We start from the raw sequence: 26,421 nt of genomic DNA on the forward strand, positions 1-26,421 counted from the left end.
TTGTTGTTTATTCCCGCTCCTTGACGTAGGGGGTGCCGAGCGCCTTGGGGGCCACCGCCTTGCCGATGAAGCCGGCCAGCAGGAACACGGTCAGCACGTAGGGCAGTGCCTCGATGGCCTGCACCGGGATCGGAAAGTCGCCGATGCTGACCCCTTGCAGGCGGATGGCGACGGCATCGAGAAAGCCAAACAGCAGGCAGGCGGCCATGGCGCTCCATGGCCGCCATTTGCCAAACACCAGGGCCGCCAGCGCCATGAAGCCTTTGCCCGCGCTCATGTTGGGGATGAACTGGGCGGTCTGGGCCACCGAGAGGTAGACCCCGCCCAGCCCTGCCAGTAAACCGCCGATGATGAGCGCGGTGTAGCGCATCCGCACCACCGAGATGCCGGCGGTGTCGACGGCGGCCGGTGCCTCCCCCACGGCGCGCAGGCGCAGGCCAAAGCGGGTGCGAAACAGCACCCACCAGGCGAGCGGTACGGCGGCGAAGGCGACGTATTCCAGCAGGGAGTGGCCGCTTAGCAGCTCGCTGTAGAGCTGGCCGATGACGGGTACATCGGCCAGCGCCTTGGCGTAGGGCAGATCGATGGGGGCGAAGCGGGCAGCGCCGGAGAGCGCCGGGGTCTGCCCCCCCTGATCGAACCAGAAGCGGCCCAGAGTGACGGTGAGACCGGCCGCCAGTATGTTGATGGCCATGCCGCTCACCACCTGATCGCCGCGATGGGTGATGGTGGCAAAGCCGTGCAGCAGGGCGAGCAGGATGGCGATGCCCACCCCGGCCAGCAGCCCCATCCAGGCCGAGCCGGTGATGGCGGCGGCGGCCGCGCCGGCAAACGCCGCGGCCAGCAGCTTGCCCTCGAGGGCGATGTTGACCACCCCGGAGCGCTCGCAGAACATGCCGGCCATGGCCGCCAGGATCAGCGGTGGAGCGGTGCGGACGGTGGCGTCCAGCATCAGGATCAGCGTTTCGAACATGGCTTAGGCCCCCTTCTTGTTCGCCAGGGCGAGGTAGAGCTGCTCGACCCGCGGTTGCAGCATGTGTTCCAGCGCGCCGCAGAACAGGATCACCAGCCCTTGCAGCACCACCACTATGTTGCGATCCACCCCGAACTCGAAGCTGAGCTCGGCGCCCCCCTGATAGAGGAAGCCAAACAGCAGGCTCGCCAGGATCACCCCGACTGGGTGGTTGCGCCCCATCAGCGCCACTGCGATGCCGGTGAAGCCGAACCCTTCCACGAAGTTGAGCTTGATCTGGTGCAGCTCGCCTTGCAGCACGTTGAGGGCGAAAAAGCCCGCCAGCATGCCGGAGATGAGCATGGCCAGGATCACCACGCGCGGGTAGGGGATGCCGGCATAGGAAGAGGCACTCTGGCTTGCCCCCACGGCGCGGATCTCATAACCCCAGCGGGTGTGCCAGATGAACAGCCACACCAGGGCGGCGCAGATCAGCGCCCAGATGAAGCTGATGTTGAGCGGGCTGGTGGCCATCTCCACCCCGAACCGGGCGCCGATGTCGCTCAGCTTGGGCAGCCAGCTCGCCTCGGCAAAGACCCGACTCTCGGTGGCCATCGAGCCGGCCGGTTTGAACACCTCCACCAGCAGGTAGGCCATGATGGCCGAGGCGATGAAGTTGAACATGATGGTGGTGATGACGATGTGGCTGCCGCGCCGGGCCTGCAACCAAGCCGGGATGAAGGCCCAGGCCGCGCCAAACAGGCCGCCGGCTATGATGGACAGCGGCAGTAGCAGGGCAAACGGCAGCACGTCGCCGAGCAGCAGGCAGACCAGGCCCACGCCGAGGCCGCCGATGTAGGCCTGCCCCTCGCCGCCGATGTTAAACAGCCCCGCGTGAAAGGCGATGGCCACGGCGAGCCCGGTAAAGATGAAGCCGGTGGCGTAGTAGAGGGTAAAGCCGATTCCCTCGCCGCTGCCGAAGGCGCCGCTCCACATGATCTCCACCGCCTCAAGCGGGTTGATGTCGAGATAACTGAATAGGATGGCCGAGATCAGGAACGCCAGGGTGACGTTCAGCGCCGGCAGCAGGCCGACCGAGATCCAGGCCGGAACACGGGCTTGACTCATGAGTGGGCCTCCGCGGCAATCTCATCGGGAACGATATTGGCCATCATCAGGCCGAGGGTCTTCTCGTCGGCGCGCTCGGCGTCGAGTTCACCGACGAGGCGGCCGTCGGCGATGACCAAGATGCGATCCGACAGGCTCATGATCTCGTCGAGCTCCACCGACACCAGCAGCACCGCCTTGCCTTTGTCGCGCATGGCGATGACCTGCTGGTGGATGTATTCGATGGCGCCGATGTCGACGCCGCGGGTCGGCTGGCCGACCAGCAGCACGTCGGGGTCCTGCTCCACCTCGCGGGCGATCACCAGTTTTTGCTGGTTGCCGCCGGAGAAGTTGGCGGTTCTGAGGGTGGGGATGGGGGGGCGCACGTCCCACTTCTCCATCTTGGCCTGGCAGTCGGTGAGGATGGCCCTCTTGTCCTGCAACAGCCCCTGGTTGTAGCCGGGCAGATGGTGGTAGCCGAGGATGAAGGCCTCCTGCGCCTCGAAGCGGTTGATGAGCCCCATCTTGTGGCGATCCTCGGGCACGTGGCCGAGCCCCATAGCGCGTACGGTGCGGGGGCTGGCGGGGGCGCTCGGGCTCACCTGCTGCTTGCCGATGGTAAAGCTGCCCTGGCTCGGTGTGAGGATGCCGCCGAGCAGGCTGAGCAGCTCGGACTGGCCGTTGCCGGAGACCCCGGCGATGCCGACCACCTCGCCGGCGCGTACCTCGAAGCTGACCGACTTGACCCGCTCCACGCCGCTGTCGTCGACGAAGCTGAGATCCTGAACGCTGAGCAGCGTCTGGCCCGGCTTTGCCGGCTGCTTGTCGACCTTGAGGCGTACCTTGCGCCCCACCATCAGCTCGGCCAGCTGCTCCTTGTTGGTGTCGCAGGTGGCCACATGATGCACCATCTCGCCACGGCGCATGATCGATACCCGATCGGTGATGGCCAGGATCTCGCGCAGCTTGTGGGTGATGAGAATGATGGTGGTGCCCTGGTCGCGCAGCTTTTTCAGCACCTCGAACAGGTGATCCGCCTCTTGCGGGGTGAGCACCCCGGTCGGCTCGTCGAGGATCAGGATGCGGGCGCCGCGATAGAGCGCCTTTAAGATCTCGACCCGCTGTTGCAGCCCCACCGGCAGATCCTCAATTTTCGCGTGCAGCGGCACCTCGAGCCCGTAGTCACGGGCCAGCTCGCCAAGCAGCTGCTCGGCGGCGGCCAGGCTCTTGCCCAGATGCCAGCCATCCTCGGCGCCGAGGATGACGTTTTCCAATACGGTGAAGTTGCTCACCAGCATGAAGTGCTGGTGCACCATGCCGATGCCCGCCTTGATGGCGTCCTGCGAGCCGTGGGGGCGAAACGGCTTGCCGAGCACCCGCATCTCGCCGCTGTCGGCGTGGTAGAAGCCATAGATGATGCTCATCAGGGTCGATTTGCCGGCCCCGTTTTCGCCGACGATGCCGTGGATTGAGCCACGGCGAACCTGCAGGTCGATATGCTTGTTGGCATGCACGTCGCCGAACCGCTTATCGATACCGCTCAATTCGATGGCATAGCGATCTGTCTGGTCCATGATGCAATCCTTGCCAGTCATGAAGAGAAAAGGGAAAAAACCGGCCCGAGAGGGCCGGTTTGGAAGGGGGATCAGTATTTACAGGTGCCGTCGGCCATGTAGTCGTGCACCTTGACCTTGCCGGAGATGATATCAGCCTTGATGGCGTCGGCTTTGGCCTTCATCTCGGGGGTGATCAGCTTCTCGTTGTTTTGGTCGAGCGCCCAATCCACCCCGCCTTCGGCCAGCCCCAGGTTCTTGATGCCCGGTTTCCAGGTGCCCTTGGCGGCATCATCCCAGGTCTGGTAGGCGGCCAGACCCACCGACTTGACCATGGAGGTCAGCATGGTGCCCGGTTGCAGGTGGTTTTGGTTAGAGTCGACGCCGATGGCCAGTTTGCCCTCATCCTTGGCCGCCTGGTAGACACCGATGCCGGTACCGCCGGCGGCGGCATAGACCACGTCGGCCCCCTTGGCGAACTGGGATTTGGCCAGCTCCGCCCCCTTGGCCGGGTCGGCAAACGCCGCCGGGGTGGAGCCGGTCATGTTCTGGAACACCTCGATCTTCGGATTGACGTACTTGGCCCCTTGCTCGTAACCGCACTCGAACTTGCGGATCAGCGGGATATCCATGCCGCCGACGAAACCGACCTTGCCGCTCTTGGAGGCCATGGCCGCCAGCGCCCCGACCAAGAAGGAGCCTTCATGCTCCTTGAAGATGATGGACTGGACGTTGGGCTTGTCGACCACCATGTCGATGATGGTGAACTGGGTGTTGGGGAACTCGGTGGCGGCCTTCTCGACGGCCGAGCCCATGTTAAAGCCCACCGCCACGATCGGGCCATTGCCACGGCTGGCCAAGCGGCGCAGACCTTGTTCCCGCTGGGCTTCGTTCTGGGGTTCGAACTCCTTGACCTTGATGCCCTTCTCCTTGGTGTAGACCTCAACTCCGTTGCGGAATACGGCTTCGTTAAAGGACTTGTCGAACTTGCCGGCGGTGTCATAGATGACCGCCGGTTGAGAGGCGGCCTGAGCGGACAGGGCGGCAAGAGTGAGGGTGGCCACGGTGGCCAGTTTGAGTGCGGTTGTCACGATCGTATCCTTGATTGTTATGGTTTCCGTAGCCTGCCATGGCAGGCCTGTCAGGCTTGCGAGATTACTGTAAGTGAGGCGCTTGTAGGGTCAAGCCTACACCTGGAGAAAAACGTTTGCGCTAACGGTTTGAAAAATAAGCGCATGGCAGCGCAACATCCGATTTTTAGCGGGTTTGCCAGGTGTTTGTGCTGGAGTGAGCCGGTGGGATATAGCGTTTGCTATGTGAATCATAGGCTTGGCGATGAGCATCCGGGCTGGCGCCTGATTAATTAACGGCGAGCAGGGGAAATGAGCGCCACCTCTTTGCATCCATGACGTGCGTTGGCTGAGGGGCTGTGGTGCCGGATCCCCGATGGAGATGGTCAATGCTGCCCGTTGTTGCCTGCGCCTCTTTCCCCGAGTGGCCTCAAAAGAGAGGAGGCGCCCTACCCGAGCGAGCGCTCGTCGCGTGGCTCGCCGTGTTGCAGGGTGCGCACCACTCGGGCTGGGTTGCCCACCGCCACGCTGTCGGCTGGAATGTCTTTGGTCACCACGGCCCCGGCGCCGATGATGCTGCGCGGGCCTATGGTGACGCCGGGGCAGAGAATGGCGCCACCGCCGATCCAGCAGTCGTCACCGATGCGCACCGGCTTGCCGAAGGCCTCCCAGCGGCGACGATCGCGATAGTCCATGGAGTGGGTGGCGGTGTAGATCTGCACGTTGGGGGCGAGCAGCACATGGTGGCCGATGTGCACCTCGCAGACATCGAGGATGGTGACGTTGAAGTTGAAAAAGCACTGCTCGCCGAGGTGGATGTTGCGGCCAAACTCGCAGGTAAAGGGGGTGCTGATCCAGCACGAATCGGGGCAGTGGCCAAACAGTTCGCGGCACAGTGCCTTGCGTTCGCGCTCCTCGCCGGCCGGGGTGGCGTTGAGGCGGGCCAGTAGTGCCTGACCGCGGATCCGGTCGTTGGCGACCTCTTCACTGTTGTTGTCGAGCAGACCGCCCGCCAGAATGTTATCCCAGTCACTTGCCATCATGGTCTCCTTTTTCGCTGTCATGGCTTGGCATTATGGTGAAACGAAGTGGCCGTCACCCCCCCAGCAGTGGCAGGGTCAGCAGGGCCGAGAGCAGGTAGGGGAGCAGCACTCGCCAGCCGAGCCCCTTGCCGCCGATCACCAGCGCCAGCACCCCCTTGACCAGCGAGTTGATGAAACCGGCCAGCAGGATGGCGCGCGCCGCCACATCGAGATCCAGCCCGCGGCTCGCCAGATGGGACAGGGAGAGGGTGATGGCGTCCACATCGGCCAGCCCGGAGGCCGCCGCCAGCAGGTAGACCCCCGAATCCCCCACCGTCTGTTGCAGCAAGGTGGCGAGAAAGCCGATCACCGCCAGCAGCAGGCCGAACTTGAGGGCCGTGAGCAGATCGAGCGGGTTGCGGGTCTTGGCCTGCATCGGCTCCGGCGCCTCTTCGCGGCGATACCAGAACCAGAAGGCGCAGCCATAGACCACGGCCGCCAGGGTGAGCAGCGGCCCGGTGAGGCGCTGGGCGAGCGGCACGTGGATCACCAGGATCAGCGCCCACACTCGTAGCCACATGGTGGCACTGGCGAGCAAGATGCCGTTGGCGAGCAGCCGCTCTAGGCCGCTCTGCTCACGGTTGAGGCGGGAAAATTGCAGCGTGAGCGCAGTGGAGGAGGCAAACCCCGCCAGTATGCTGGTGAGCACCAGCCCCTTGCGGGTGCCAACCAGCCGCACCGCGAAGTGACCGCAAAAGGAGATGCCGGCGATCATCACCACCATCAGCCAGATCTTGAAGGGGTTGAAGGCCAGCAGCGGCCCCATCTCGCGGTTCGGCAGCACCGGCAGCAGCACCAGCGAGATGAGCAGAAAACGCAAGGTGGCGTGGAACTCGGTCTCGCTCAAAAACAGCAGCCCCTTGTGGATCTCCCCCTTGAGCCCCATCAGCAGGGCCGCCAGCACGGCGCAGGCGATGGCCTCGCTCGGGCCGAGCAGCACCGCCGTCAGGCCGAGCAGGTAGGTGAGCACCATGGCCACCGAGCTGGTGAGGCCAAACTCCCCCTGCGAGCGCTGGGAGAGCCAGACCGAGAGCCCGACCCCGGCCAGGATCGCCACCAACCCCAGCAGGGGCAGGGTCGCCCCTAGGCTCGGCAGCAACAGGCCGCACACCCCGCCAAACAGGCCGATGAGGCCATAGGTACGCATGCCGGCGATGCGCTGGTTGTCCTCCAGCCGGCGGGTTTGCCAGCCCCGCTCCAAGCCGATGATAAGGCCGATGGCCAGTGATACCAGTGCGCCGTAGAGCGATAAATCGGTCAGGTCCATGGGGCCTCCGTTGCCATGTCATGATGATGACACAGGGCCTGCCCGGTGTGAGTGCGGCCGATCACGATCGTCCGTCGAGGCGGGCGGTGAAGAGGCCCGCTTCGAGCCGGGTCTCGATATGCCAGCCGAGTTTTTCGCAGATGCGCTCGATAATGGTCAGGCCGCAGCCATAGCCGAGCACGGTATCTGGCGCCACCTGGGTTGGATTGCGAACCGTGAGTACCCCCTCTTCCAACTGAACCTCGATCCGCCCCTCGGCATAGCTCAGGGCATTTTTCAGCAGGTTGTCGATGGCGATGGTGAGCAGTGAGAGGGGGGCATGCAGTTGGCTCTGATCGAGCGTGAGCTGCACCGTGATGGCCTCGCGACTTAGCAGTGGTTGCAGGCGGGAAAGCTCGGCCTGGATGAGGGGGGCCACCTCCTGGGCGGGGCGCTCAATCTCCCCGCTGCGCCCCAGCAACAGGAAGGTCTCGGTCAGCAGAGCCATCTCGTCGGCGCCGGCGCGAATGCGCGCCACCGCGCGCCGGGCCGGGGGCGGCAGCTCGGCAATCTTGTCGAGCAGGGCGGCTGAGCCCTGGATCACCATGTTGGGGGTGCGCAGCTCGTGGCTGGCAAAGCGGCTGAATTCACGCTCGCGGGCGAAGACCGCCGCCACTTCGCGCTTGCCCGAGAGCAGGGCCAACTCTATTTCGCGTAGCTCCTGCCAGGGGGCATCCGGGGTGAAGTCAGCCTGCTCCGGCGTCAGGTGGGCTACCCGCTGGCGCAGTCGCTCCAGCGGCCGGGTGATGTGGCGCACCAGCCAGAAGCCAAAACCGAGCGCGGCCAGCAGCATGCTGACCCCGATCAGGCGGGTGGTCGTGTGCAGCGTCTCTTCGTAGGGGTCGAGGTAGTCGTCGGCATCGTCGTTGAACACCAGATAGAGCAGTCCCTGGCCCGAGGGGTGGTGCGCCACCAGGAAGTGCTTGTCCTCGTCGCCGAGTTCGTGCTCGTAAAAACCGGGTTTGGCGTACGAGGTGAGCCAGGGGGGCATGCGGCCGGCCTCGCTCCAGTAGCTGGAGAACTGGCGCGGGTTGGGGGCGGGCGCCGCCTCGCCCAGCCGCCGCCAGTCGTCGTCGTAACGCAGGGTCTCGGCCTCCAGCCAGTGGCGCAGGCTCAGCTCCTCCATCTTGTCCTCGGCCACCATCATCAGCCCGGTGGTGAGCAGCAGAAACAGCAGGCCAGCACCGCCGAGGGCGAGGATCAGGTGGCGGCGCAGGCTCGGCAGGCTCATGGTGCCACCAGCCGGTAGCCCTGGCCGTGCACCGTCTCCAGCATGGGGGTGTCGAATGGCTTGTCGAGGGCGCTGCGCAGGGCATAGATGTGGCTGCGCAGGGCGTCGGAGTCCGGCTCCTCGTCACCCCAGATGGTATCGAGCACCTCTTGGCGGCTGACCACGGCCGGGGCCCTGCGTGCCAGCAGGGTCAGGATCCGAAACGGGATCTTGCCAAGGCGCAGCTCGATGCCGGCGCGCTCAGCCCGCCCACAGGCGGGATCGAGGATGAGATCCCCCACCGAAATCTGGCCCACGTCGCCGCGCGGGCCACGCAGGGCCAGCGCTTGCAGGCGCACTTCCAGCTCCTCCATGGCGAACGGTTTGACCAGATAGTCGTCGCCACCGGCGCGAAAGCCGGCCAACTTGTCCTCCAGACTGTCGCGGGCGGTGAGAAAGATGACCGGGGTGGCGATCCCCTCCTCGCGCAGGCGGCTGACCGCGCTCAGGCCGTCGAGGCGTGGCATCATCACGTCCATGATGATGGCGTCGAAGCGTTGCTCGGCCAGCCGTTGCAGCGCCGCTTGACCCTGATAGGCACAGTCAACCGTGTGACCGGCCAGCTCCAGATAGTCGAGGATGGTCTCCATGACCTGCGGATTGTCCTCCACGAGCAGGATCTTCATCGTGTTCCTCCTTTCACGTCCTCTTCACGCGATGGCTGCCATGCTGCCACCATCGTTAACCGACAGAGAGGATCATCCCATGCTCAAACGTATTTGTCCCCTGCTTATGCTGCTCCCCATGCTGGCCAGCGCTGCCGTGCCGCCCGAGTTCAAGGTGACCGGTCTTGCTAGCTGGCAACTGGGTCGCCTGATGATCAACGGCATCCCCTTCACCCTCGACAACCGCACCCGTTTCGACGACGGTCTGACCGAAGACACCCTCGGTGGTACCTGGGTCGAGCTGGAAGGGGTGGTTCAAGGGGAGACCAATCTGGTGCACGAAATTGACCGCGCCGACCGCCAGCACGATCACGACATGGATATCGTCGGTACGGTGCAAGCGGGGCGGTTGTGGGGCTACGGCGCCAGCGATGACAGCCTCAAACCCTTTGAGGGGAGCTGGGCCGATCTGGAGTGCCGTTTCGATGGCAAGGTGCTCTCCGCCTGCCGCCGCGATGACTGACAGAATCGCCGAGGTCGAGCCTGCCCGCAGGGATCTATGATTGGGGTCCCTGACGGAGGAGGGCCCGGAGCATGGCTGGATGGAGACGAAAGGGGGCGAGCGCGATGCTCGCCTTGCTGCTGCTCGGCACGGCGTGTGGTGAGGAGCTGTGGTTGGTCGAGCTGGAGGCGGATGACGGTCTTTGGCTCCACTTCAAGGGGGCGGCGCTCGAGCGCGGCAGTGCCCCGGTATGGCAGGGCCGCCAGCTGCTGGGTCATGAGTTAAGGCCTGGCACCCGCTTGGCCCTGTGGCAGGAGGCCGGAGTGGCGAGCCGCATTACCGTGCCAGACCCCGCCGAACCGCCGCCTACCGACTGGCAGCGTGGTCAGGATCGTCTGCGGCTGCGCACGGGCAACACCCTGCAACTGGCTCGCCTTGGCACCGTCTTGCTGCACGAGGAGGTGCGCTGGATTAATGGCGGCGTAGCCGATCTTGTCCCCGGTATCGAACTGGTGCTGACTCGTGATGCGAAGGGGCGGTTGAGCGAGGTACTGATCCCGGATCCGGAGGGGGAACCCGACGGTGAGCGCTAGGATGCGATAGAGACTGTGCTGACTGGTCGGTCTTGTTAATGGGTTGTACTTTGCAAAACCCCACTTATACTGGCCCCATCTTGTCGGAGTGCTGACCGTCGAACGACGCAAAGCTGAGACCGTTCATTCGGGATCCGTGGAACCTGATCAGGTTAAAACCTGCGAAGGGAACAAGGGTAACTTGCGGGTTACCGCGCTGGGAGAGGGACAAGCTTCTTCCGCTCATCGAAGGGATCACCCTTGATGGGTCAGGGCGCACAGGAGGGAGTCTGTCCCGTCCGGTTGTCCATCGCCTTGCCCATCGAGGGCAGGACAACCGGAAGCAGCAGAGCGGAGATCCATCCCGCGTACTCCCTCCTGACATGAACACCCCGCCGCAAGTTCATCTTCTCCTCGAACTCCAGACAAGCAAACACCCATAACTTCAACCAGTTAATGTGAGTTTTGCTATGTCTACTTCCGTATCTGATACCAATAAATCCAGCCGCCGCGAGCAGCGCTCCAGCGCTCAGACCTTTATCGATAACCTCAAAGGGATGGCCCACCCCAACTCCCGCCGCATCTTTATCGAAGGCTCCCGCCCCGACATCCGGGTGCCCCTGCGGGAGATCCTGCTGGCCGACACCTTCGTCGGTGGCACCAAGGAAGCACCCCAGTTTGAACCCAACGAGCCGGTGCCGGTCTACGACACCTCGGGCCGTTATGGGGAGGAGGGGGTCGCCATCGACGTACGCCGCGGCTTGCCGCGCCTGCGGGAAGCCTGGGTGCTGGAGCGCGGTGATACCGAGGCGCTGGAGGGGCTCAGCTCCACCTTCACCCAGGAGCGCCTCGCCGACGAGGGGCTCGATCACCTGCGCTTTGAGCATCTGCCCAAGCCACTGCGCGCCAAGCCGGGCCGCCGGGTGACCCAGCTCCACTATGCCCGAGCCGGTATCGTTACCCCCGAGATGGAGTTCATCGCCATTCGCGAGAACATGGGCCGCGAGCGGGTGCGCTCCGAGCTCTTGCGCACCCAGCATCCGGGTCAGGGCTTTGGCGCCAGATTGCCTGAGAACATCACTCCTGAGTTTGTGCGCGATGAAGTGGCCGCCGGGCGCGCCATCATCCCCTGTAACATCAACCACCCGGAAGCGGAGCCCATGATTATCGGCCGCAACTTCCTGGTGAAGATCAACGCCAACATCGGCAACTCGGCGGTCACCTCCAGCATCGAAGAGGAGGTGGAGAAGCTGGTGTGGTCGACCCGCTGGGGCGCCGATACCGTGATGGATCTCTCCACCGGCCGCTACATCCACGAGACCCGCGAGTGGATCTTGCGCAACAGCCCGGTGCCCATCGGTACCGTGCCCATCTATCAGGCGCTCGAAAAAACCAACGGCATCGCCGAAGACCTCACTTGGGAGCTGTTCCGTGACACCCTGCTGGAACAAGCCGAGCAGGGGGTGGACTACTTCACCATCCACGCGGGCGTCTTGCTGCGCTTCGTGCCCATGACCGCCAAGCGCCTCACCGGCATCGTTTCGCGCGGTGGCAGCATCATGGCCAAGTGGTGCCTGTCGCACCATAAAGAGAACTTCCTCTACGAGCATTTTCGCGAAATCTGCGAGATCTGCGCCGCCTACGACGTCAGTCTGTCGCTGGGTGACGGCCTGCGTCCGGGCTCCGTCTATGACGCCAACGACGAGGCCCAGTTCGCCGAGCTGCGCACTCTGGGCGAGCTGACCCAAATTGCTTGGGAATACGACGTGCAGGTGATGATCGAGGGCCCCGGCCACGTGCCCATGCACATGATTGAGCGCAACATGACCGAGCAGCTCGAGCACTGCCACGAGGCGCCCTTCTATACGCTCGGCCCGCTCACCACCGATATCGCGCCGGGGTACGATCACTTCACCTCCGGCATCGGTGCCGCGCTCATCGGTTGGTACGGCTGCGCCATGCTCTGCTACGTGACCCCCAAGGAGCATCTGGGCCTGCCGAATAAAGAGGACGTGAAGCAGGGGCTGATTACCTACAAGATCGCCGCCCACGCCGCCGATCTCGCCAAGGGCCACCCGGGGGCCCAGATCCGCGACAACGCCATGTCCAAGGCGCGCTTCGAGTTCCGCTGGGAGGATCAGTTCAATCTGGCCCTCGATCCCGACACCGCCCGCGCTTACCACGACGAGACCCTGCCCCAGGAGTCCGGCAAGGTGGCCCATTTTTGCTCCATGTGCGGGCCTAAGTTCTGCTCCATGAAGATCACTCAGGACGTGCGCGACTATGCCGCCAAGCTGGAAGCCGTAGAGATCAAGATGGTCGGCATGGACGGCCAGCAGGAGCGGGTGGTGGCCGAAGTCGAAAGCGGCATGGCCCGCATGGCCGAGACCTTCAAGGAGACCGGCGGCGAGATCTACCATCAGGCGGCGACCCTGAAGCAGGCCGCAGGGGAGGAGGCGTGAGCAGCGCAAGCGGGGCTGTCAGCCCCGCCGACCTGCCGCCCGTGACGGACTCTTGCCCAGTTGTCTGGACCATCGCCGGTTCCGACTCCGGTGGCGGTGCCGGCATTCAGGCTGACCTACACACCTTGCACGATCTGGGTGTGCACGGCTGTTCGGTTATCTCCGCTATCACGGCCCAGAACTCGGTGGCGGTGAAGATGGTCGACCCGGTCTTGATGCAGACCTTCACCGCCCAGATCGACGCCCTCGGCGTCGATCTGCCGCCGGCCGCCATCAAGATTGGCCTGCTGCCGACCCGGCTGCACGTCGAGGTGCTGGCCCGCCGCCTGGCGGCCATCAATGCCCCCTTCGTGGTCTACGACCCGGTGGCCATCGCCAGCACCGGCACCCCGATGGCGGAGCCCAATATGCTGGAAGCGGTGCGCGAGCAGTTACTGCCGCACCTCTCTCTCATCACCCCCAACGGCCCCGAGCTGGAAGCCCTGACCGGGTTGCCCGCCTCCAGTCCCGAGCTGGTGCGCCTTGCCGCCCGGCGCCTGCGTGAACTTGGCGCTCGCGCCGTGCTGGTCAAGGGAGGCCACCTGGAGTGGAGCGGGGAGTTCTGCCTCGACTATTACCAAGACGAGACCCGCGAGTTCTGGCTCGCCGCGCCGCGTCTCGATACCCGCCATGGTCACGGCACCGGTTGCGCTTACGCCAGCGCCATTGCCGCCGTGGTGGCGCAGGACTATCCGGTAGAGGACGCCATCACGCTCGCCCGCGCCTATTTGCAGCAAGGCTTGGCGGCGGCGCAGGGGGTGGGAGCAGGCCCCGGCCCCATCGCCCACCTCGGCTGGCCCGCCGATCTTGCCCACTTCCCCCGCGCCGTGCTGGCAGATTCAACGCTCGATCGCCGCTTCGACCTGTATGAGACAAGCCGCGCCCGTTTGCCAGAGGGCCCTTTCGCCCCGACCGAACAGCATCTGGGCCTCTATCCCGTGGTCGATTCGGTCAAGTGGCTCAAACGCCTGCTGGAAGCCGGGGTTAAGACCATACAGCTGCGCATCAAAGACCTGCCCGCCGCAGAGGTGGTACCGGCCATTCGCGATGCTGTGGCGCTCGGTCGCCGCCATGGGGCGCGGCTCTTTATCAACGACTACTGGCAGCAGGCCATCGCGGCGGGCGCCTGGGGCGTGCATCTGGGGCAGGAGGACATGGAGACCGCCGATCTCGCCGCCATTCAGGCCGCCGGGCTGCGCCTTGGCATCTCCACCCACGGCTACTTCGAGCTGATGCGGGCCCGCGAACTGGCCCCCTCCTATATCGCGCTCGGCCACATCTTCCCGACCAACACCAAGGTGATGCCTTCGCGCCCCCAGGGGCTGGTGCGGCTGCACCGTTACCGCGCCTTGATGTGCGACTGGCCGACGGTCGCCATCGGCGGCATCAGCGAGGAGCGGGTGGCGGCGGTTAAGGCAAGCGGAGTTGGCAGCATAGCGCTGGTCTCGGCCATCACCGCCAGCAACGACTGGCAGGGGGCGACGAAGCGGCTGCTTGCCGCCGTGGGGGCGGGGGATGAGCCGCGCTCGGCCACGGCCATCAGAGAGGTGGAACATGCTATCTGATGCTGCGTCTCTTAATGACGAAGAGTATCTGAGATATGGCCGCCAACTGATGCTGGCGGAAGTGGGCGAAGCGGGGCAGGTACGGCTCAAGGATAAATCCGTGCTGATCGTGGGTCTCGGCGGGCTTGGCTCGCCGCTCGCCCTCTATCTGGCCGGGGCCGGGGTCGGCACCTTGTGGCTGGCCGACGGAGATACGGTCGATTCGAGCAACCTGCCGCGCCAGATCTTGTTTGACTCCGAGGCAATCAACCACTCCAAGGCGGAGCTGGCCCGCGAGCGGTTGGCCGCCCACAACCCGCTGGTGGAGCTGATTGCCATCAACCAGCGGCTCGATGCCGCCAGCCTGCCCGGCTTTGTGGCCGAGGTGGATCTGGTGCTCGACTGCTGCGACAACCTCGCCACCCGCCAGGCCATCAACGCCGCCTGCGTGGAGCAGGGCAAGCCCTGGATCTCGGCCGCCGCCGTGGGCTGGCAGGGGCAGTTGATGGCGCGCACCCGCAGCGAGCACGCCTGCTACGCCTGCCTCTATCCGCTGGATACCAAGGTGAGCCAGAGCTGCGAGAGCAGCGGCGTCACCGGCCCCTTGGTCGGGGTGATGGGCTCGTTGCAGGCGCTGGAGGCGCTGAAAGTGTTGCTCGGTCTGCCGAGCCCGGTGGCGGGCACCTTGCGTCGCTTCGATGCGCTGGCCCATCAGTGGCAGAGCCTGCGCCTGCCCGCCGACCCCGACTGCCCGGTCTGCGGCAGCACCAGGAATAAGGAGAACAAGGCATGACCTTGACCATTCGACTCAATGACAAGGAGCAGGCCATCGCGGCCGGCCAGAGCGTGGCCGATCTGCTGGTGACCCACGACATCAATCCTCAAGGGGTGGCGGTGGCCCTCAACGGCGCCGTGCTGCCCCGTGGCCGCTGGGCCGAGACCCCGCTCAACGAGGGGGACGAGATCCACCTTTTTACCGCCATCGCCGGAGGCTGACATGCTGACCATTGCCGATCACACTTTTTCTTCGCGCCTCTTTACCGGCACCGGCAAGTTTGCCCGCCCGGATCTGATGGCCGCCGCTATCGAGGCGAGCGGCTCCGAGTTGGTCACCATGGCCATCAAGCGGCTCGAGCCGGGCAAGGCCCACGACGATATCCTCACGCCCCTTCGGCAACTCGGGGTCAAGCTGCTGCCCAACACCTCCGGTGCCAAGAGCGCCGCCGAGGCGGTGTTTGCCGCTCACCTCGCTCGCGAGGCGCTGGGCACGAACTGGCTGAAACTCGAGATCCACCCCGATCCCAAATACCTGCTGCCCGATCCCATCGAGACGCTCAAGGCCGCCGAGCAGTTGGTCAAAGAGGGGTTCGTGGTGCTGCCCTACTGCGGCGCCGACCCCGTGCTGTGCAAACGGCTCGAAGAGGTGGGCTGCGCCGCCGTGATGCCGCTCGGCGCGCCGATTGGCTCGAATCAGGGGCTGGTGACCCGGGAGTTTCTCTCCATCATCATCGAGCAGGCCAAGGTGCCCGTGGTGGTGGATGCAGGGATTGGCGCCCCGAGCCACGCGGCCGCCGCCTTTGAGCTGGGCGCCGATGCGGTGCTGGTCAACACTGCCATTGCTGTCAGCGGCGACTCGGTCGCCATGGGCCGCGCCTTTGCACTGGCCTGTGCGGCAGGGCGCAGCGCCTATGAGGCGGGCCTCGGCGCACGCGGCATACAGGCGCAGGCCTCCAGCCCGCTCACCGATTTTCTGGGGGCGCTATGAGACACTTCGATCCCATCGAGGGGGATAGTTTTCTCGATAGATGGCGCGAACTTGAGTGGGACGACGTAGGCATGCAGGTGCGCTCCAAGACGGCCGCCGATGTGGAGCGTGCCCTGAGTGCCCCGCGCCGCACTCTGAGCGATTTTATGGCGCTGATCTCCCCTGCCGCCGAGGCGTATCTGCCGCAGATGGCGGCTGAGGCCGAGCGCCTGACCCGCCAGCGTTTTGGCAACACGGTGGGCTTTTATGTGCCGCTCTATCTGTCGAACCTCTGCGCCAACGACTGCACCTACTGCGGTTTTTCCATGAGCAACCGCTTAAAGCGCAAGACCCTGAGTCTGGAGGAGATTGAGCGCGAGTGTCTGGCCATCAAGGCGCTCGGCTTTGACAGCGTGCTGCTGGTGACCGGTGAGCACGAGACCAAGGTGGGGCTCGCCTATTTTCGGCAGGTGTTGCCCCTCATCCGCCGCCACTTCAGCACGGTGGCGATGGAGGTGCAGCCCCTCTCGCAAGCTGAATACGCCGAGCTGAAAACCCTCGGTCTCGACGCCGTCATGGTCTATCAGGAGACCTACCACGCCCCCACCTATGCCCGCCACCACCTGCGCGGCAACAAGCAGGATATCGAGTGGCGCCTCGCCACACCGGACAGGCTGGGCCGCGCCGGCATCGACAAGATAGGGCTGGGGGCGCTGATCGGGTTATCGAGGGACTGGCGTGCCGACAGCTATTTCGTTGCCGAGCACCTCGTCTGGCTTGAGCGCCACCACTGGCAGAGCCGCTATTCCCTCTCTTTCCCGCGTCTGCGCCCCTGCACCGGTGGGTTGGAGCCGGAAGTGGTCATGTCGGATCGCCAGCTGGCCCAGCTGATCTGCGCCTGGCGCCTCTTCTCGCCCACCCTGGACTTGTCGCTCTCGACCCGCGAGTCGGCCACCTTTCGCAACGGCGCGGTGCGCCTTGGCATCACCCAGATGTCGGCTGAGTCGCGCACCCAGCCGGGGGGCTATGCCGAGGGGGATAAAGAGGAGCTGGAGCAGTTCGCCATCCACGACGATCGCCGGGTTGGCGAGGTGGCGGCTGCCGTGCGGCAGGCAGGGTTGCAGCCGGTGTTCAAGGATTGGGAGGCGTTTTTGGGTCGCTAACGACGGTTACACCTGTGGCAACAGATAGCGGCAAGCAGATCGGAGGGGCAGATCCCCGCCACTGCTTGCCGCTTTGCTTTGTCTACGGAGATGGGATTATCTAGACGTTATTCAAAGTGTTTTTTGAGTTATGTGAATCTAGATATTCATTCATTTATAAATCGGGTGTAGAGTAGATTGTCACTTATAAGTATTTATATGTAAATATTGCAAGGAGAGCATATGCATTATGGTTATCTAATATCTGTATTAGATCAAATAATTAAAGAGGCACCTGATAAATATAGCAAGCTATACAATAAAAATGAAACTGATATAGAAAAAATAAATCAGTGTAGAGCTAGGGCCTTTATACATTTGTATTTGAAAGTTAGCTTCGGAATAACTGATTTTTCAGAGAGGGAACATACGCTAACAGATAAAGGATATGATGGAGGGATTGATGGCTATCACATTGATCAAGATAATAAAGTTATATATTTAATTCAATCTAAGTTCAGAGCCAATTCACACAACTTTGAAAATAAAGAAATAAGCCTTGACGAAATCCTCTCAATGGAGATTAGCAGGATTCTGGAAGGGGAGGAACATGATGAACATGGCAATACTTATAATGGTAAGATAAAACAATTACAGCGGGAGATTTCTAACATAAGTGATATAGCCAGATATAAGTATCAAGTGGTGATATTAGCAAATCTAAGAGGCTATTCTGTACATCAACTAAAGCGGTTGACTGATGGATACCCTGTGGATGTTTTCGATTATGAGAAAACGTATAATGGTTTGCTATTTCCGGTACTAACTGGAAACTATTTTACGGCTAGCGACATAATAATACCGATTGACCTGTCAAATAAAAGTTCTGGTAGCAAAATAAGTTATTCCGTAGAGACGAAATATAGTGAGTGTGAAATAACAGTTCTCTTTGTTCCTGCGATAGAAATCGCAAAAATGATGCGTAAATATAAGAATGCAATTTTGAAGTATAATCCTAGAAGTTATCTTGATATGGATGGTCGTACGGTGAATGATGCGATCCATACTACTATAATTGGCTCTAACACAAATGAGTTCGCCCTCTATAATAATGGAATAACCATGTTGTCAGAGGAAACAAATATTAATGAAAAAATTGGGCAAAAAAACAAAGCTCAGCTTAGAGTGAAAAATCCACAAATAATAAACGGTGGGCAAACATCGTTTACTTTAAGTCGCATTCTTGAAGAAAATGAAGCTAAAGCGGAAGATGTTTTTAATAATAAAGAAGTAATGTTGAAGGTTATCACTGTATCTGAATGTGAAGTAGAAAAGAAACTACAGCTTATAGATGAAATCTCGGTTGCCACGAATAAACAGACTCCAGTTATAAATGCTGATAAATTCTCAAACGATGAGTATCATAAAAATTTACAAAATAAAGTATTTAATCTCGTTGGCTTGCTATACGAGAGGAAGCGTGGCGAATTTTCTGATGGGCTAAAAGATGGCTATATTAAAAAAGAGCAAGTAATTGAACGAAATTTTTTCTGGCGTGTATTTTTCGCATCTAATGGAAAAATTAACTTAGGATTTCAAAAAAGACTATTCCAGAAAAATAAGTTCCCATCATTGGAAAAAATCACAGATAGAGAAATAGCACGAGCATCAACAGGGGTTAAAGTCCATAATGCGCTGTCTATCGGTCTCAACGCTCATTCTCAGAAAATAAGAAAGGATTTATATGCCAAGGTCTTTATTGCAACCGAATTTTTAGTTAACGCCAAGGATGCTAGTAATGACGATGCTATTCAGGCTTCAATTCCGGTGATTGAGGATGTATGGGAGCTTTTTATTTCAACAGCGAAAGATAATCCTGATTCTGCAGGTTATATAAATAAGGTTGATAGAAAAACAGGTCTTCCAACTAGACATTTTTCATTAGAAAAATATTTAAGGAATAGCCGTTTTGAGAAAGAATTTATCCATTTCATTGACTTAAGGCGAGATGAAATTAATGCAATACTTTCTCGATGTATAAATGAGCAAGTCTCCTCAATTTTATAAGAAGGTGATTTAGCCAATTCCTTGCAAGGGCGAGCCATCCTGCTCGCCCGTCACCAAATAACATGTTTTTGTTTAGTTTAACGGAGAAGTTCTGGGACACCCACCATTTTGACAGGGGCAGCGAGTTCTGGGACACCCACCATTTTGACAGAGGGGTAGCGGTCTGCTTGGCTTAAGCGACAGAGAAGAGGGCGTTTGCTACGAGTTCTGGGACATCCACCATTTTGGATTAGCCGTCAGGCACCGAAGTTCTGGGACACCCACCATTTTGACAGGGGTGTAGCGGTCTGCTTGGCTTAAGCGACAGCGCAGAGGGAACTCGCTATGACCATCGCCCGTTCACGTCAAATCAGCTTGCAGGATACGCCTTATTACCATGTGGTGAGTCGCTGTGTGCGGCGGGCATTCCTATGTGGTGAAGATGCCCACTCGGGCCAGAGCTACGAGCATCGCCGCCAGTGGGTGGTTGACAGGCTGGGCCAGTTGTCACGGCTCTTTGCCATCGGTATCTGCGCCTATGCGGTGATGAATAACCACTACCACCTAGTGCTGAAAGTTGACCCAGAGCAGGCACAGAGTTGGAGCGAGCGGGAGGTGGCCGAGCGCTGGGCCGGGCTGTTTCAATGGCCGTTGCTGGTGCGGCGCTGGTATCAGGGGGATGCCTTGATTGAGCCAGAGCTGGCGGTGGTGCAAGAGCTGATAGCGCAGTGGCGGGAGCGGCTCTACTCCATCAGCTGGTTTGTACGCCTGCTCAACGAGGGGCTGGCTCGTCAGGCTAATCAGGAAGATGGCTGCAAGGGCCACTTCTGGGAGGGGCGCTTCAAGAGCCAGGCCCTGCTGACGGAGTCGGCGCTATTGGCCTGCATGACCTATGTGGAGCTCAACCCGGTGCGAGCAAAATTGGCTGAGACACCGGAGGAGAGCGACTACACCAGCATTAGCCAGCGCCTTGGGCGTGCTCAAACCACTGAATTGCCACCCTTGTTGCTCCCGTTTGCTCAGAGAGGTGAACCCAAGTCACTTCCCTACACCTTTATCGATTATCTGACTCTGGTTGACTGGACTGGTCGTGCTATTCGCGATGATAAGCGAGGCCATATTCCCGAAGCGCTTTCTCCCATCCTGCAACGGCTGCAACTCGACGGCGACGACTGGCTCAAGCAGGTGACATTGTTCAAACGAAGCGGCATCCGGGCTATCGGCCCCGGTGTAGCTCGAGAGCGCTACGCACACCACTGTGGGCAGCGGCGATGTTATCAGCTAGGAGTGTGAATCCTTTTAGTACTTCTCGGTAACACCGTATTGCCCATGCTTGTGCGGTATGACTCACCGCCACTGTCTCCATGTGGATATCGTATCCACAACAGTCTTATCGTGAACATTTAGTCACCCGCTCTGGCGGTAGCACTAGTCCAGAGAGAGTAATGAGAGGTGTTAAGCACCTGAGTAATGAGTCTACGTCTCATACAAAAAGGTGGGTGTCCCAAAATGAATGCATCATGCAAAAGGTGGATGTCCCAAAATGAATCACAAAATGAATCGAATCTAAAAATGAATCGGCTTGATGCTGGCGGCCTAGTTCTCGCCTCCCTCTGTCACCTCATTTTCGCAGTGTATTGATGGCGTGCTGGCAACCGATGAGCGGGTTGCCCTCTTATTTGTCGTGGAGCCCTGCTTCGCCAGCCTCTGTCGCCCGGTGGGGGCGGGGGCATCGACCCTGCCGAGGTTTGTCTCTAGCATGGGATGAGGTGGGGCCGCGGCATCGCCTTCGGGCGGTGAACGAGGTTCGTCACACGGACTTCTGATAAAGAGAGAAAATGATGAAGCTGCGTAGCGTGTTGATGGTGGGGGCCCTGTTGCTGGGCGGTTGTGCGGTCAATCCCTATGGCGGCAGCCCGGCGCCGGTGGGTGAAACGGCGCCGCCGGTAAAACAGCCGGATAAGGTGGTCACCGAGCCGGAGGTCAGCACTGCGCAGCCCACGCCGGTGGCGCCGCTCGGATTGGCCCAAGCGATGGCCAATGCCGTGGTGCAGGCCCCCGAGGTGCGGGCGCTGACACGGGGGGATAAGCCGGTGCTACTGCTGGCGCCGCCCCAGAACAATACCCAGCGCCAGATTGATACCGATGCCATGGCTGCGGCCATGCGCCCACGCATTCAGGCGGGCGGGTTTCGCCTGGTCGATGCTGACCGAGTGGCGGCCGTCACAGGTCAGCTCGAATACCAGCAGGGGGGCGTGAACCCGGCCTCCCTGGTGCGGCTAGGTCGCCAGACCGGTGCCGGTTACATGCTCTATGGGGATCTTGGGGAGGTGTCGGGTCGCTACCAGCTCGCCATGAGCCTGATGGATCTGAAAAGCGGTGAGCTGATCTGGAGTGGTAGCCGCTCCGCCCAGCGCTGAGCCATACCGATGGGGGCTGCGGCCTCTTGATGCCAAGGGATACCTTGCAAGGCACCGCCTGCTCTGATGCGGGCGGTGCCTTTTTGCAGATGCTTAGTCAACGAGACTGATATCGGCCACCTTGACCACATTGGCACTGACGAAAATATTCGCGATTTCCCCGTCGTGCTCGGCGATGGCGACGTTAATTTCACTCGGTCGACCCAGGAAGCGCCCCTGATGCAGGGTCAATTCATGGCTACTGATTAATCCGTGTTTGAATAAATAGGCGGCCGCCGGGCCGGCGGCGCTGCCGGTGGCAATATCTTCAACGGCGCCCTGATTATCCCAAGTTCTTCCTTCCCGATTATCCACGTCAAGCACATAAAGAAATTTGGCCCCCAGTGGCGCAATCAGCGGGGCTAAATCCTTCACCTTGAAGACGATATGTTCCAGTTGGTGTGATGCCACCGGCAGGATGACATAAGGCAATCCGGTAGAGATAACCTCGGCGCCGATGCTCACCTCGCTCGGCGGCGTCAAATTGAGCGCGGCATACAGCGTTTGGGCTTCTTGCTCTGATAAGGTGCGGATGAACTCCGGTTTGCCCTGGCTCATGGTGGCCGTGAAGGTCTCTGCCGTTTTCAGGCTGGTGAGGGGAATCACTTTGCTCTTGGTGTGCACGCGCCACTCATGGCGAGGGCCATTTCCGTAGTGGTGATGCAAATGGTATGCAAGGCCGAGTAAAGGGTGGCCGGCAAAATCCAGCTCCTCTTCAATGGTGAAAATCCGGGCGTGGAATTCACCTCCCTTCACCTGAATAAAGATCGACTCGAATTGCCGCATTTCTTGTGTCCATGCGAGCATATCGGCAGATGAAAGATGATCGACGTCAGAGAAAATAGTCAGGCCATTTCCATTGAGTTTTTTCGTTGAGAAAACATCGACAAGTTCACATTTCAACGTCATTTTCCTCGGTTGGCTCGATACACGAAGGTTTTTAAAAAAGCTTCTTTTGTTACGTATGTTGCGTGGGGCCGGTCACCTCTCCCTTGCAACCCTTGTCGACGATAAGGGGCGTGCTTTCGCTGTGTAAAGGCATAATTATTCAGTTGTGGCTTGCCCTCCGTCAGGATGAAAGGGCATAAGCCGTAGGCGCTGGCTGATTATGTGGGCGTGGCGCCCGCCATCAGAGCCACGCAAGGGGAGGGGCCTTTTAACCATGGGAGGGGGCGGTTGAACTGATACTCATTGTTTTTCAATTAGATAAGCCAGGAATGGGCAGTGAGGGAGCCAGGTGCGAGCCTGCTCACAAAATCAGCATAATTCTTAATTCTCGTCGTGAAGTTAGTGGGGCTGGTACCTATGCTCGGGGGGCCAAGAAAACAACGATAAGGAAAGTCCCATGTTCAAACCCACCCGCTGCGGCTGGTTGGTGGCCGCTGCCTGTGCGCTGCCCGTCCATGCCGCCATGAATATCCAGCCCGACCCGCAAAACCCCGGCGGTTATGTCATACCGCAAGCCGATGTGCAGGCGGTGGAGCAGCAGAAGACGGCCAACCCCATGTACGGCATCTGGGCCAAGGCCCTCGAGACCCGCGCCAACGCCGTGGTCGATGCCATCGAGCCGGGGCTGGCCTCCAACCCCGACAACGTGAAGCGGGCCGAGCGGGTGTTTCCTGCCTCGGAGTGGGAGTTCCTGACCCAGATGGCGGCGCCCGAGTACACCTATGTGCGCTTCCTGCGGGCGGTGGGCAAGTTCCCGGCCTTCTGTGGCGACTACAGCGACGGGCGCAATGCCGACGCCATCTGCAAGAAATCTATCGTCACCATGTTTGCTCACTTTGCCCAAGAGACCGGTGGCCACATTGCCAAGGAGAACGTCTCGGACAACCCGCTCGGGCTTGAGGAGTGGCAGCAGGCGCTGGTGCACGTGCGCGAGATGGGCTGGTCGGAAGGGCAGACTGGCTACACCACAGGCTGCGGCCAGAATGACTGGCAAAACAAGAAGTGGCCGTGTGCCAGCGGCCAGGGCTACTTCGGGCGTGGTGCCAAGCAGCTCTCTTATCACTTCAACTACGGCGCCTTCTCCGAGGCCATGTACGACGGTGATGCCAGCGTACTGCTCAACAATCCGGGGTTGGTGGCCGACTCCTGGCTCAACCTCGCCTCGGCCATCTGGTTCTTCCTCACCCCGCAGGCACCGAAACCTTCGATGCTGCACGTGATCGATCGCACCTGGAAACCCTCCCAGCGCGAGCTGGATGCCGGCATCGGCTACGGCTTTGGCACCACCATCAACATCATTAACGGTGGCATCGAGTGCGGCGCCCAGAACAAAGACAAGGGGCAGCCGGTTAACCGCATCCGCTATTGGGAGGGGCTGGCCGCCCACTACGGCATTCCGTTGCTGGCCGACGAGAAGAACACCTGTTGGCAGCAGACCCCGTACGGCAGCCTGAATCTGAACGGTGCCAGCGACGTGCTCTACACCAACTGGGACGGCAACTGGAAGTACTACGCCGATCGTCCCGGTGGCTACTCGTTCGAGTGCGAGCTGGTGGGCTACCAGACCGCCTACTCGGCGCTGGTGAAGGGCGATTATGAAAAATGCGTAACCAACTTCTATGGCTCTCACGCCGGCTGGCCCAAGGTGCGGTTGGTGGATAAGCTCGATCCGCCCACCACTGAGCCCAGTCAGCCGCCGGTCGGTGGCGTGCCGCTCTGGGAGGCGAGCAAGGTTTATGTGGGTGGGGATAAGGCCAGCTATCAGGGGGCAGTCTATCAGGCTAAGTGGTGGACTCAGGGGGATGAGCCCACCAAGGGAGGCCCATGGGCGCTGGTGCCCCAGTGATCCGCGAGTGTTAAGGCGCCCATTGGGCGCCTTGTTGTTTGGGGCTCGTTGAGGTTAGCGGGTGGCTCCCTGCGGGGAGTTGCAAGCCGGCGATGGGCCGCCGCTCACGGCGCCTTTGTTGCGAACTGAAGGGAGCTTGCTTCGCTGATCTCTACCCGTTAGCACCAGAGAAAAAGACGCGGGGCCAACGGCCCCGCTAGGTTTATGACGTCAGGTACTGCTGTTGCAGTGACTTGGCCTCCAGATCGGACAGGGCTCGGTCGAAGTAGAGGAAGTCGGCGAATTCGAAGTCGACCTCCTTGTCCAGGTTGTAGCCACCGTCTCCCCCCTCTCCGAAGTTGATGACCTTGTATGGAGACGTGATGCTCTTCACGCCACTGGCAAAGGCCGAGCTGGTCTCATCGTTGACGTTGAGCTGGCCCCCCTGGCGCGTGGGATCGAAGACGGCGGTGATCCGCACCCACTTGCCGATGGGAACAGAGAGCGCGTTGGTATCGAAGCGCTTGATGCCGTTACCCCCCTGGAACTTGATGGCGCCATCGGCGATGGGGAAGGTAAAGCCGGGATTGGTGCCACTGCTCCAGTTCTTGTTGGAAAGCACGTTGGGATCGGAGCGGTAGCGGTTGGCTTTGAACCAGAACGAGAAGCTATGACCCTTCCCGATACCCAGTGTGATGGGAAGACTGGCATAACCTTGAGTGCGATCGACGCGCAGCGCCTTTTGTCCGTTGTGCGGCCCGTTGGTAAAGGAGGGGGTGCCGCTGCCGAGCCATTGAATGGCGCCATCGAGCTGATCGAGGGGGAGCGCGGTATGAGCCGAACCAATCAGGGCCGGCACGTCGACCGGTTCTCCCAGGATGATGGTGACCGTATTGGAGGTGGTGGTGCCGCCCACATCAGCCTGCACGCCATAGCGCAACTCGTAGCTACCGGCCGGTAGGCTCTGGCTGACGGCCAGCTCGTCAATCCATTCGCGCTGTTTGCCATCGAGGGTCGCAACCAGCGTCCCATTACGGTAGATATTCTGGCTCTTGACGTTGTCACCGGCCTGCCAGCTGATATGGACCCTGGCGGTGGGGCCGGCATCGCTCTCGCTCTTGGCCAGCACCTTGTAGGCGCCGAGTTCGCCAACCAGCGAGCTCCCCTGGAACTGATCTTCCGGGGTGGCTTGGTAGCCGAGCCAGCTCAGTACGGTCGGGGTAAGGGAAGCTTGTCCCGGATAGCCCATCCACTCGTCGCGGCGCTCGTCGCCGGTGAGGCTGACTGGGGGGGCTGGTTGCCTGAAGAAGGCGTTCATCTGCTCGGGGCGATTGCTACCGATCATGATTTCGCGCTCGGCATTGCTCTGGCCGCCATGGCCGCCCTTCTCCACATGGCCGTGATCCGAGGTGTAGAGCACCAGCCACTCTTCATTGAACTTGGCCTCACGCTGCTCCACCGCATCGAGAAGCTTGCCGACATGGGCGTCCGTGATGGGCAACTGCTGGCTGTAGCACTCGCCCCAGCCACAACTGTGGCCAGCCCCATCCATGTCATCAAGATGGATAAACAGCACGCCGAGCCGGCTTTGCTCATCGTTTAATTCTTCGAGTACCCGCTCAACGACATAATCATCGCCGCCCATGTCTTGCGGCCGGTCTTTACCGTCGACCCGCTGGTTGATGAAGCGCTGCTGCTTGCTGAGGTAACTGGTGTTGATATTGCTCCATGAGGCATACGACCCGCCTCTGATATGCAGCTTCTCTTGCAGATGCTGAAACAGGGAGATGTTGGCAATGGGCTGGTCATTGTTCTTGGTCACCTTATGCTGATCCGTGTAGGTGCCAGTCAGGATGGTGGACCAAGAGGGGCCGGAGAGGGTGGCGACCTGGGTGCTGGTCGAGAGATAGCCGCCGGAGAAGGAGCGGGTCGTGGTAAACCGCTGGAAGTTGGGGGCATCGGGATGCGGTGTGATGGCGGGGTCGTGTGTTGCAACATAGTCATGCATCAGACCGTCGACGCCGAGCAGCAGTACCTTGCGCTTGGGGGAGGTAGGGGGGGAGGGCGCGTCCTCACTGGAGCTTGAGTCATGGCAACCGGCGGCTGCAAGCAAGGTAGCGCAGGCGATTAAAGTGCGGAATTTCATTTCAACCTCTGATTAATAATCGAGAGGGAATGGTATTTAATGTATTT

22 protein-coding genes and 1 riboswitch are annotated in these 26,421 nt (G+C 60.8%); of the genes, 12 read left to right on the forward strand and 10 right to left on the reverse strand.

All coding sequences use genetic code 11. The annotated features are described in order from the left end of the window. Positions 1-7 precede the first annotated feature (7 nt). From FE240_RS00720 to FE240_RS00755, 8 genes are all read right to left on the reverse strand, one after another. Positions 8-973, reverse strand: a complete 966-nt coding sequence (locus FE240_RS00720) for an ABC transporter permease (protein ID WP_193002986.1) — start codon at positions 971-973, stop codon at positions 8-10. Positions 974-976: 3 nt separating this feature from the next. Further along, complete coding sequence (locus FE240_RS00725; RefSeq protein WP_042047105.1) at positions 977-2,080, reverse strand: ABC transporter permease; 1,104 nt, start codon at positions 2,078-2,080, stop codon at positions 977-979. Continuing rightward, the gene (locus FE240_RS00730) at positions 2,077-3,633 is read right to left on the reverse strand and encodes an ABC transporter ATP-binding protein (RefSeq protein WP_193002987.1); all 1,557 of its coding nucleotides are present in this window, start codon (positions 3,631-3,633) and stop codon (positions 2,077-2,079) included. Before FE240_RS00730 ends, FE240_RS00725 begins: the two co-directional genes overlap by 4 nt. A 71-nt stretch (positions 3,634-3,704) precedes the next feature. Next, complete coding sequence (locus FE240_RS00735) at positions 3,705-4,703, reverse strand: BMP family lipoprotein (RefSeq protein WP_193002988.1); 999 nt, start codon at positions 4,701-4,703, stop codon at positions 3,705-3,707. 428 nt (positions 4,704-5,131) lie between these two features. Continuing rightward, the gene (locus FE240_RS00740; protein WP_193004384.1) at positions 5,132-5,722 is read right to left on the reverse strand and encodes a sugar O-acetyltransferase; all 591 of its coding nucleotides are present in this window, start codon (positions 5,720-5,722) and stop codon (positions 5,132-5,134) included. 55 nt (positions 5,723-5,777) lie between these two features. Beyond that, positions 5,778-7,031: an MgtC/SapB family protein gene (locus FE240_RS00745; RefSeq protein WP_193002989.1), complete on the reverse strand. Its 1,254-nt coding sequence runs from the start codon at positions 7,029-7,031 to the stop codon at positions 5,778-5,780. 61 nt (positions 7,032-7,092) lie between these two features. Further along, on the reverse strand, positions 7,093-8,301 hold the full coding sequence (locus tag FE240_RS00750) for a sensor histidine kinase (protein ID WP_193002990.1): 1,209 nt from the start codon (positions 8,299-8,301) through the stop codon (positions 7,093-7,095). Then, the gene (locus FE240_RS00755; protein ID WP_193002991.1) at positions 8,298-8,966 is read right to left on the reverse strand and encodes a response regulator transcription factor; all 669 of its coding nucleotides are present in this window, start codon (positions 8,964-8,966) and stop codon (positions 8,298-8,300) included. Before FE240_RS00755 ends, FE240_RS00750 begins: the two co-directional genes overlap by 4 nt. Positions 8,967-9,045: 79 nt before the next feature. On the opposite strand from FE240_RS00755, the gene FE240_RS00760 reads away from it, so the two are divergent. The 11 genes from FE240_RS00760 (at position 9,046) to FE240_RS00810 (ending at position 21,416) form a co-directional block, all read left to right on the forward strand. After that, entirely contained in the window at positions 9,046-9,468 is a 423-nt protein-coding gene (locus FE240_RS00760) for a DUF5666 domain-containing protein (protein WP_193002992.1), read from the forward strand. A gap of 71 nt (positions 9,469-9,539) precedes the next feature. Beyond that, complete coding sequence (locus FE240_RS00765) at positions 9,540-10,040, forward strand: hypothetical protein (RefSeq protein WP_226798920.1); 501 nt, start codon at positions 9,540-9,542, stop codon at positions 10,038-10,040. Positions 10,041-10,114: 74 nt separating this feature from the next. Then, positions 10,115-10,227: riboswitch (TPP riboswitch) on the forward strand. 262 nt (positions 10,228-10,489) lie between these two features. Beyond that, positions 10,490-12,481 (forward strand): phosphomethylpyrimidine synthase ThiC, encoded by a 1,992-nt coding sequence (gene thiC / locus FE240_RS00770; RefSeq protein WP_319016744.1) that lies wholly within the window; start codon positions 10,490-10,492, stop codon positions 12,479-12,481. Further along, positions 12,478-14,085, forward strand: coding sequence for a thiamine phosphate synthase (gene thiE / locus FE240_RS00775; protein ID WP_193002993.1), 1,608 nt, complete (start codon positions 12,478-12,480; stop codon positions 14,083-14,085). Before thiC ends, thiE begins: the two co-directional genes overlap by 4 nt. Continuing rightward, complete coding sequence (locus tag FE240_RS00780) at positions 14,075-14,857, forward strand: HesA/MoeB/ThiF family protein (RefSeq protein WP_193002994.1); 783 nt, start codon at positions 14,075-14,077, stop codon at positions 14,855-14,857. Before thiE ends, FE240_RS00780 begins: the two co-directional genes overlap by 11 nt. Beyond that, positions 14,854-15,060: a sulfur carrier protein ThiS gene (thiS, locus tag FE240_RS00785; RefSeq protein ID WP_193002995.1), complete on the forward strand. Its 207-nt coding sequence runs from the start codon at positions 14,854-14,856 to the stop codon at positions 15,058-15,060. The genes FE240_RS00780 and thiS overlap by 4 nt, the downstream gene beginning before the upstream one ends. Before the next feature lies 1 nt (position 15,061). Beyond that, positions 15,062-15,829 carry a thiazole synthase gene (locus FE240_RS00790; protein ID WP_193002996.1) on the forward strand — a complete coding sequence of 256 codons (768 nt, stop codon included), beginning with the start codon at positions 15,062-15,064 and terminating at the stop codon, positions 15,827-15,829. Then, positions 15,826-16,971: a 2-iminoacetate synthase ThiH gene (thiH, locus tag FE240_RS00795; RefSeq protein ID WP_193002997.1), complete on the forward strand. Its 1,146-nt coding sequence runs from the start codon at positions 15,826-15,828 to the stop codon at positions 16,969-16,971. The genes FE240_RS00790 and thiH overlap by 4 nt, the downstream gene beginning before the upstream one ends. A gap of 222 nt (positions 16,972-17,193) precedes the next feature. After that, positions 17,194-19,017 (forward strand): AIPR family protein, encoded by a 1,824-nt coding sequence (locus FE240_RS00800; RefSeq protein WP_193002998.1) that lies wholly within the window; start codon positions 17,194-17,196, stop codon positions 19,015-19,017. 324 nt (positions 19,018-19,341) lie between these two features. Beyond that, positions 19,342-20,289, forward strand: coding sequence for a transposase (locus FE240_RS00805; RefSeq protein WP_193002999.1), 948 nt, complete (start codon positions 19,342-19,344; stop codon positions 20,287-20,289). A gap of 548 nt (positions 20,290-20,837) precedes the next feature. Further along, positions 20,838-21,416, forward strand: a complete 579-nt coding sequence (locus tag FE240_RS00810) for a penicillin-binding protein activator LpoB (protein WP_193004387.1) — start codon at positions 20,838-20,840, stop codon at positions 21,414-21,416. A 93-nt stretch (positions 21,417-21,509) separates the two neighbouring features. Here the strand turns inward: FE240_RS00810 and FE240_RS00815 are convergent, their stop codons facing one another. Beyond that, complete coding sequence (locus tag FE240_RS00815; RefSeq protein ID WP_193003000.1) at positions 21,510-22,358, reverse strand: PhzF family phenazine biosynthesis protein; 849 nt, start codon at positions 22,356-22,358, stop codon at positions 21,510-21,512. A gap of 442 nt (positions 22,359-22,800) precedes the next feature. On the opposite strand from FE240_RS00815, the gene FE240_RS00820 reads away from it, so the two are divergent. After that, the gene (locus tag FE240_RS00820; RefSeq protein WP_193003001.1) at positions 22,801-24,249 is read left to right on the forward strand and encodes a chitinase; all 1,449 of its coding nucleotides are present in this window, start codon (positions 22,801-22,803) and stop codon (positions 24,247-24,249) included. Positions 24,250-24,451: 202 nt separating this feature from the next. Here FE240_RS00820 and FE240_RS00825 read toward each other — a convergent pair whose 3' ends face one another. Next, a complete protein-coding gene (locus FE240_RS00825) occupies positions 24,452-26,374 on the reverse strand; it encodes an alkaline phosphatase family protein (protein WP_193003002.1) in 1,923 nt (640 codons plus the stop codon). Positions 26,375-26,421 lie beyond the last annotated feature (47 nt).

This window comes from Aeromonas simiae (genome assembly GCF_014892695.1).
Lineage (GTDB): Bacteria > Pseudomonadota > Gammaproteobacteria > Enterobacterales > Aeromonadaceae > Aeromonas > Aeromonas simiae.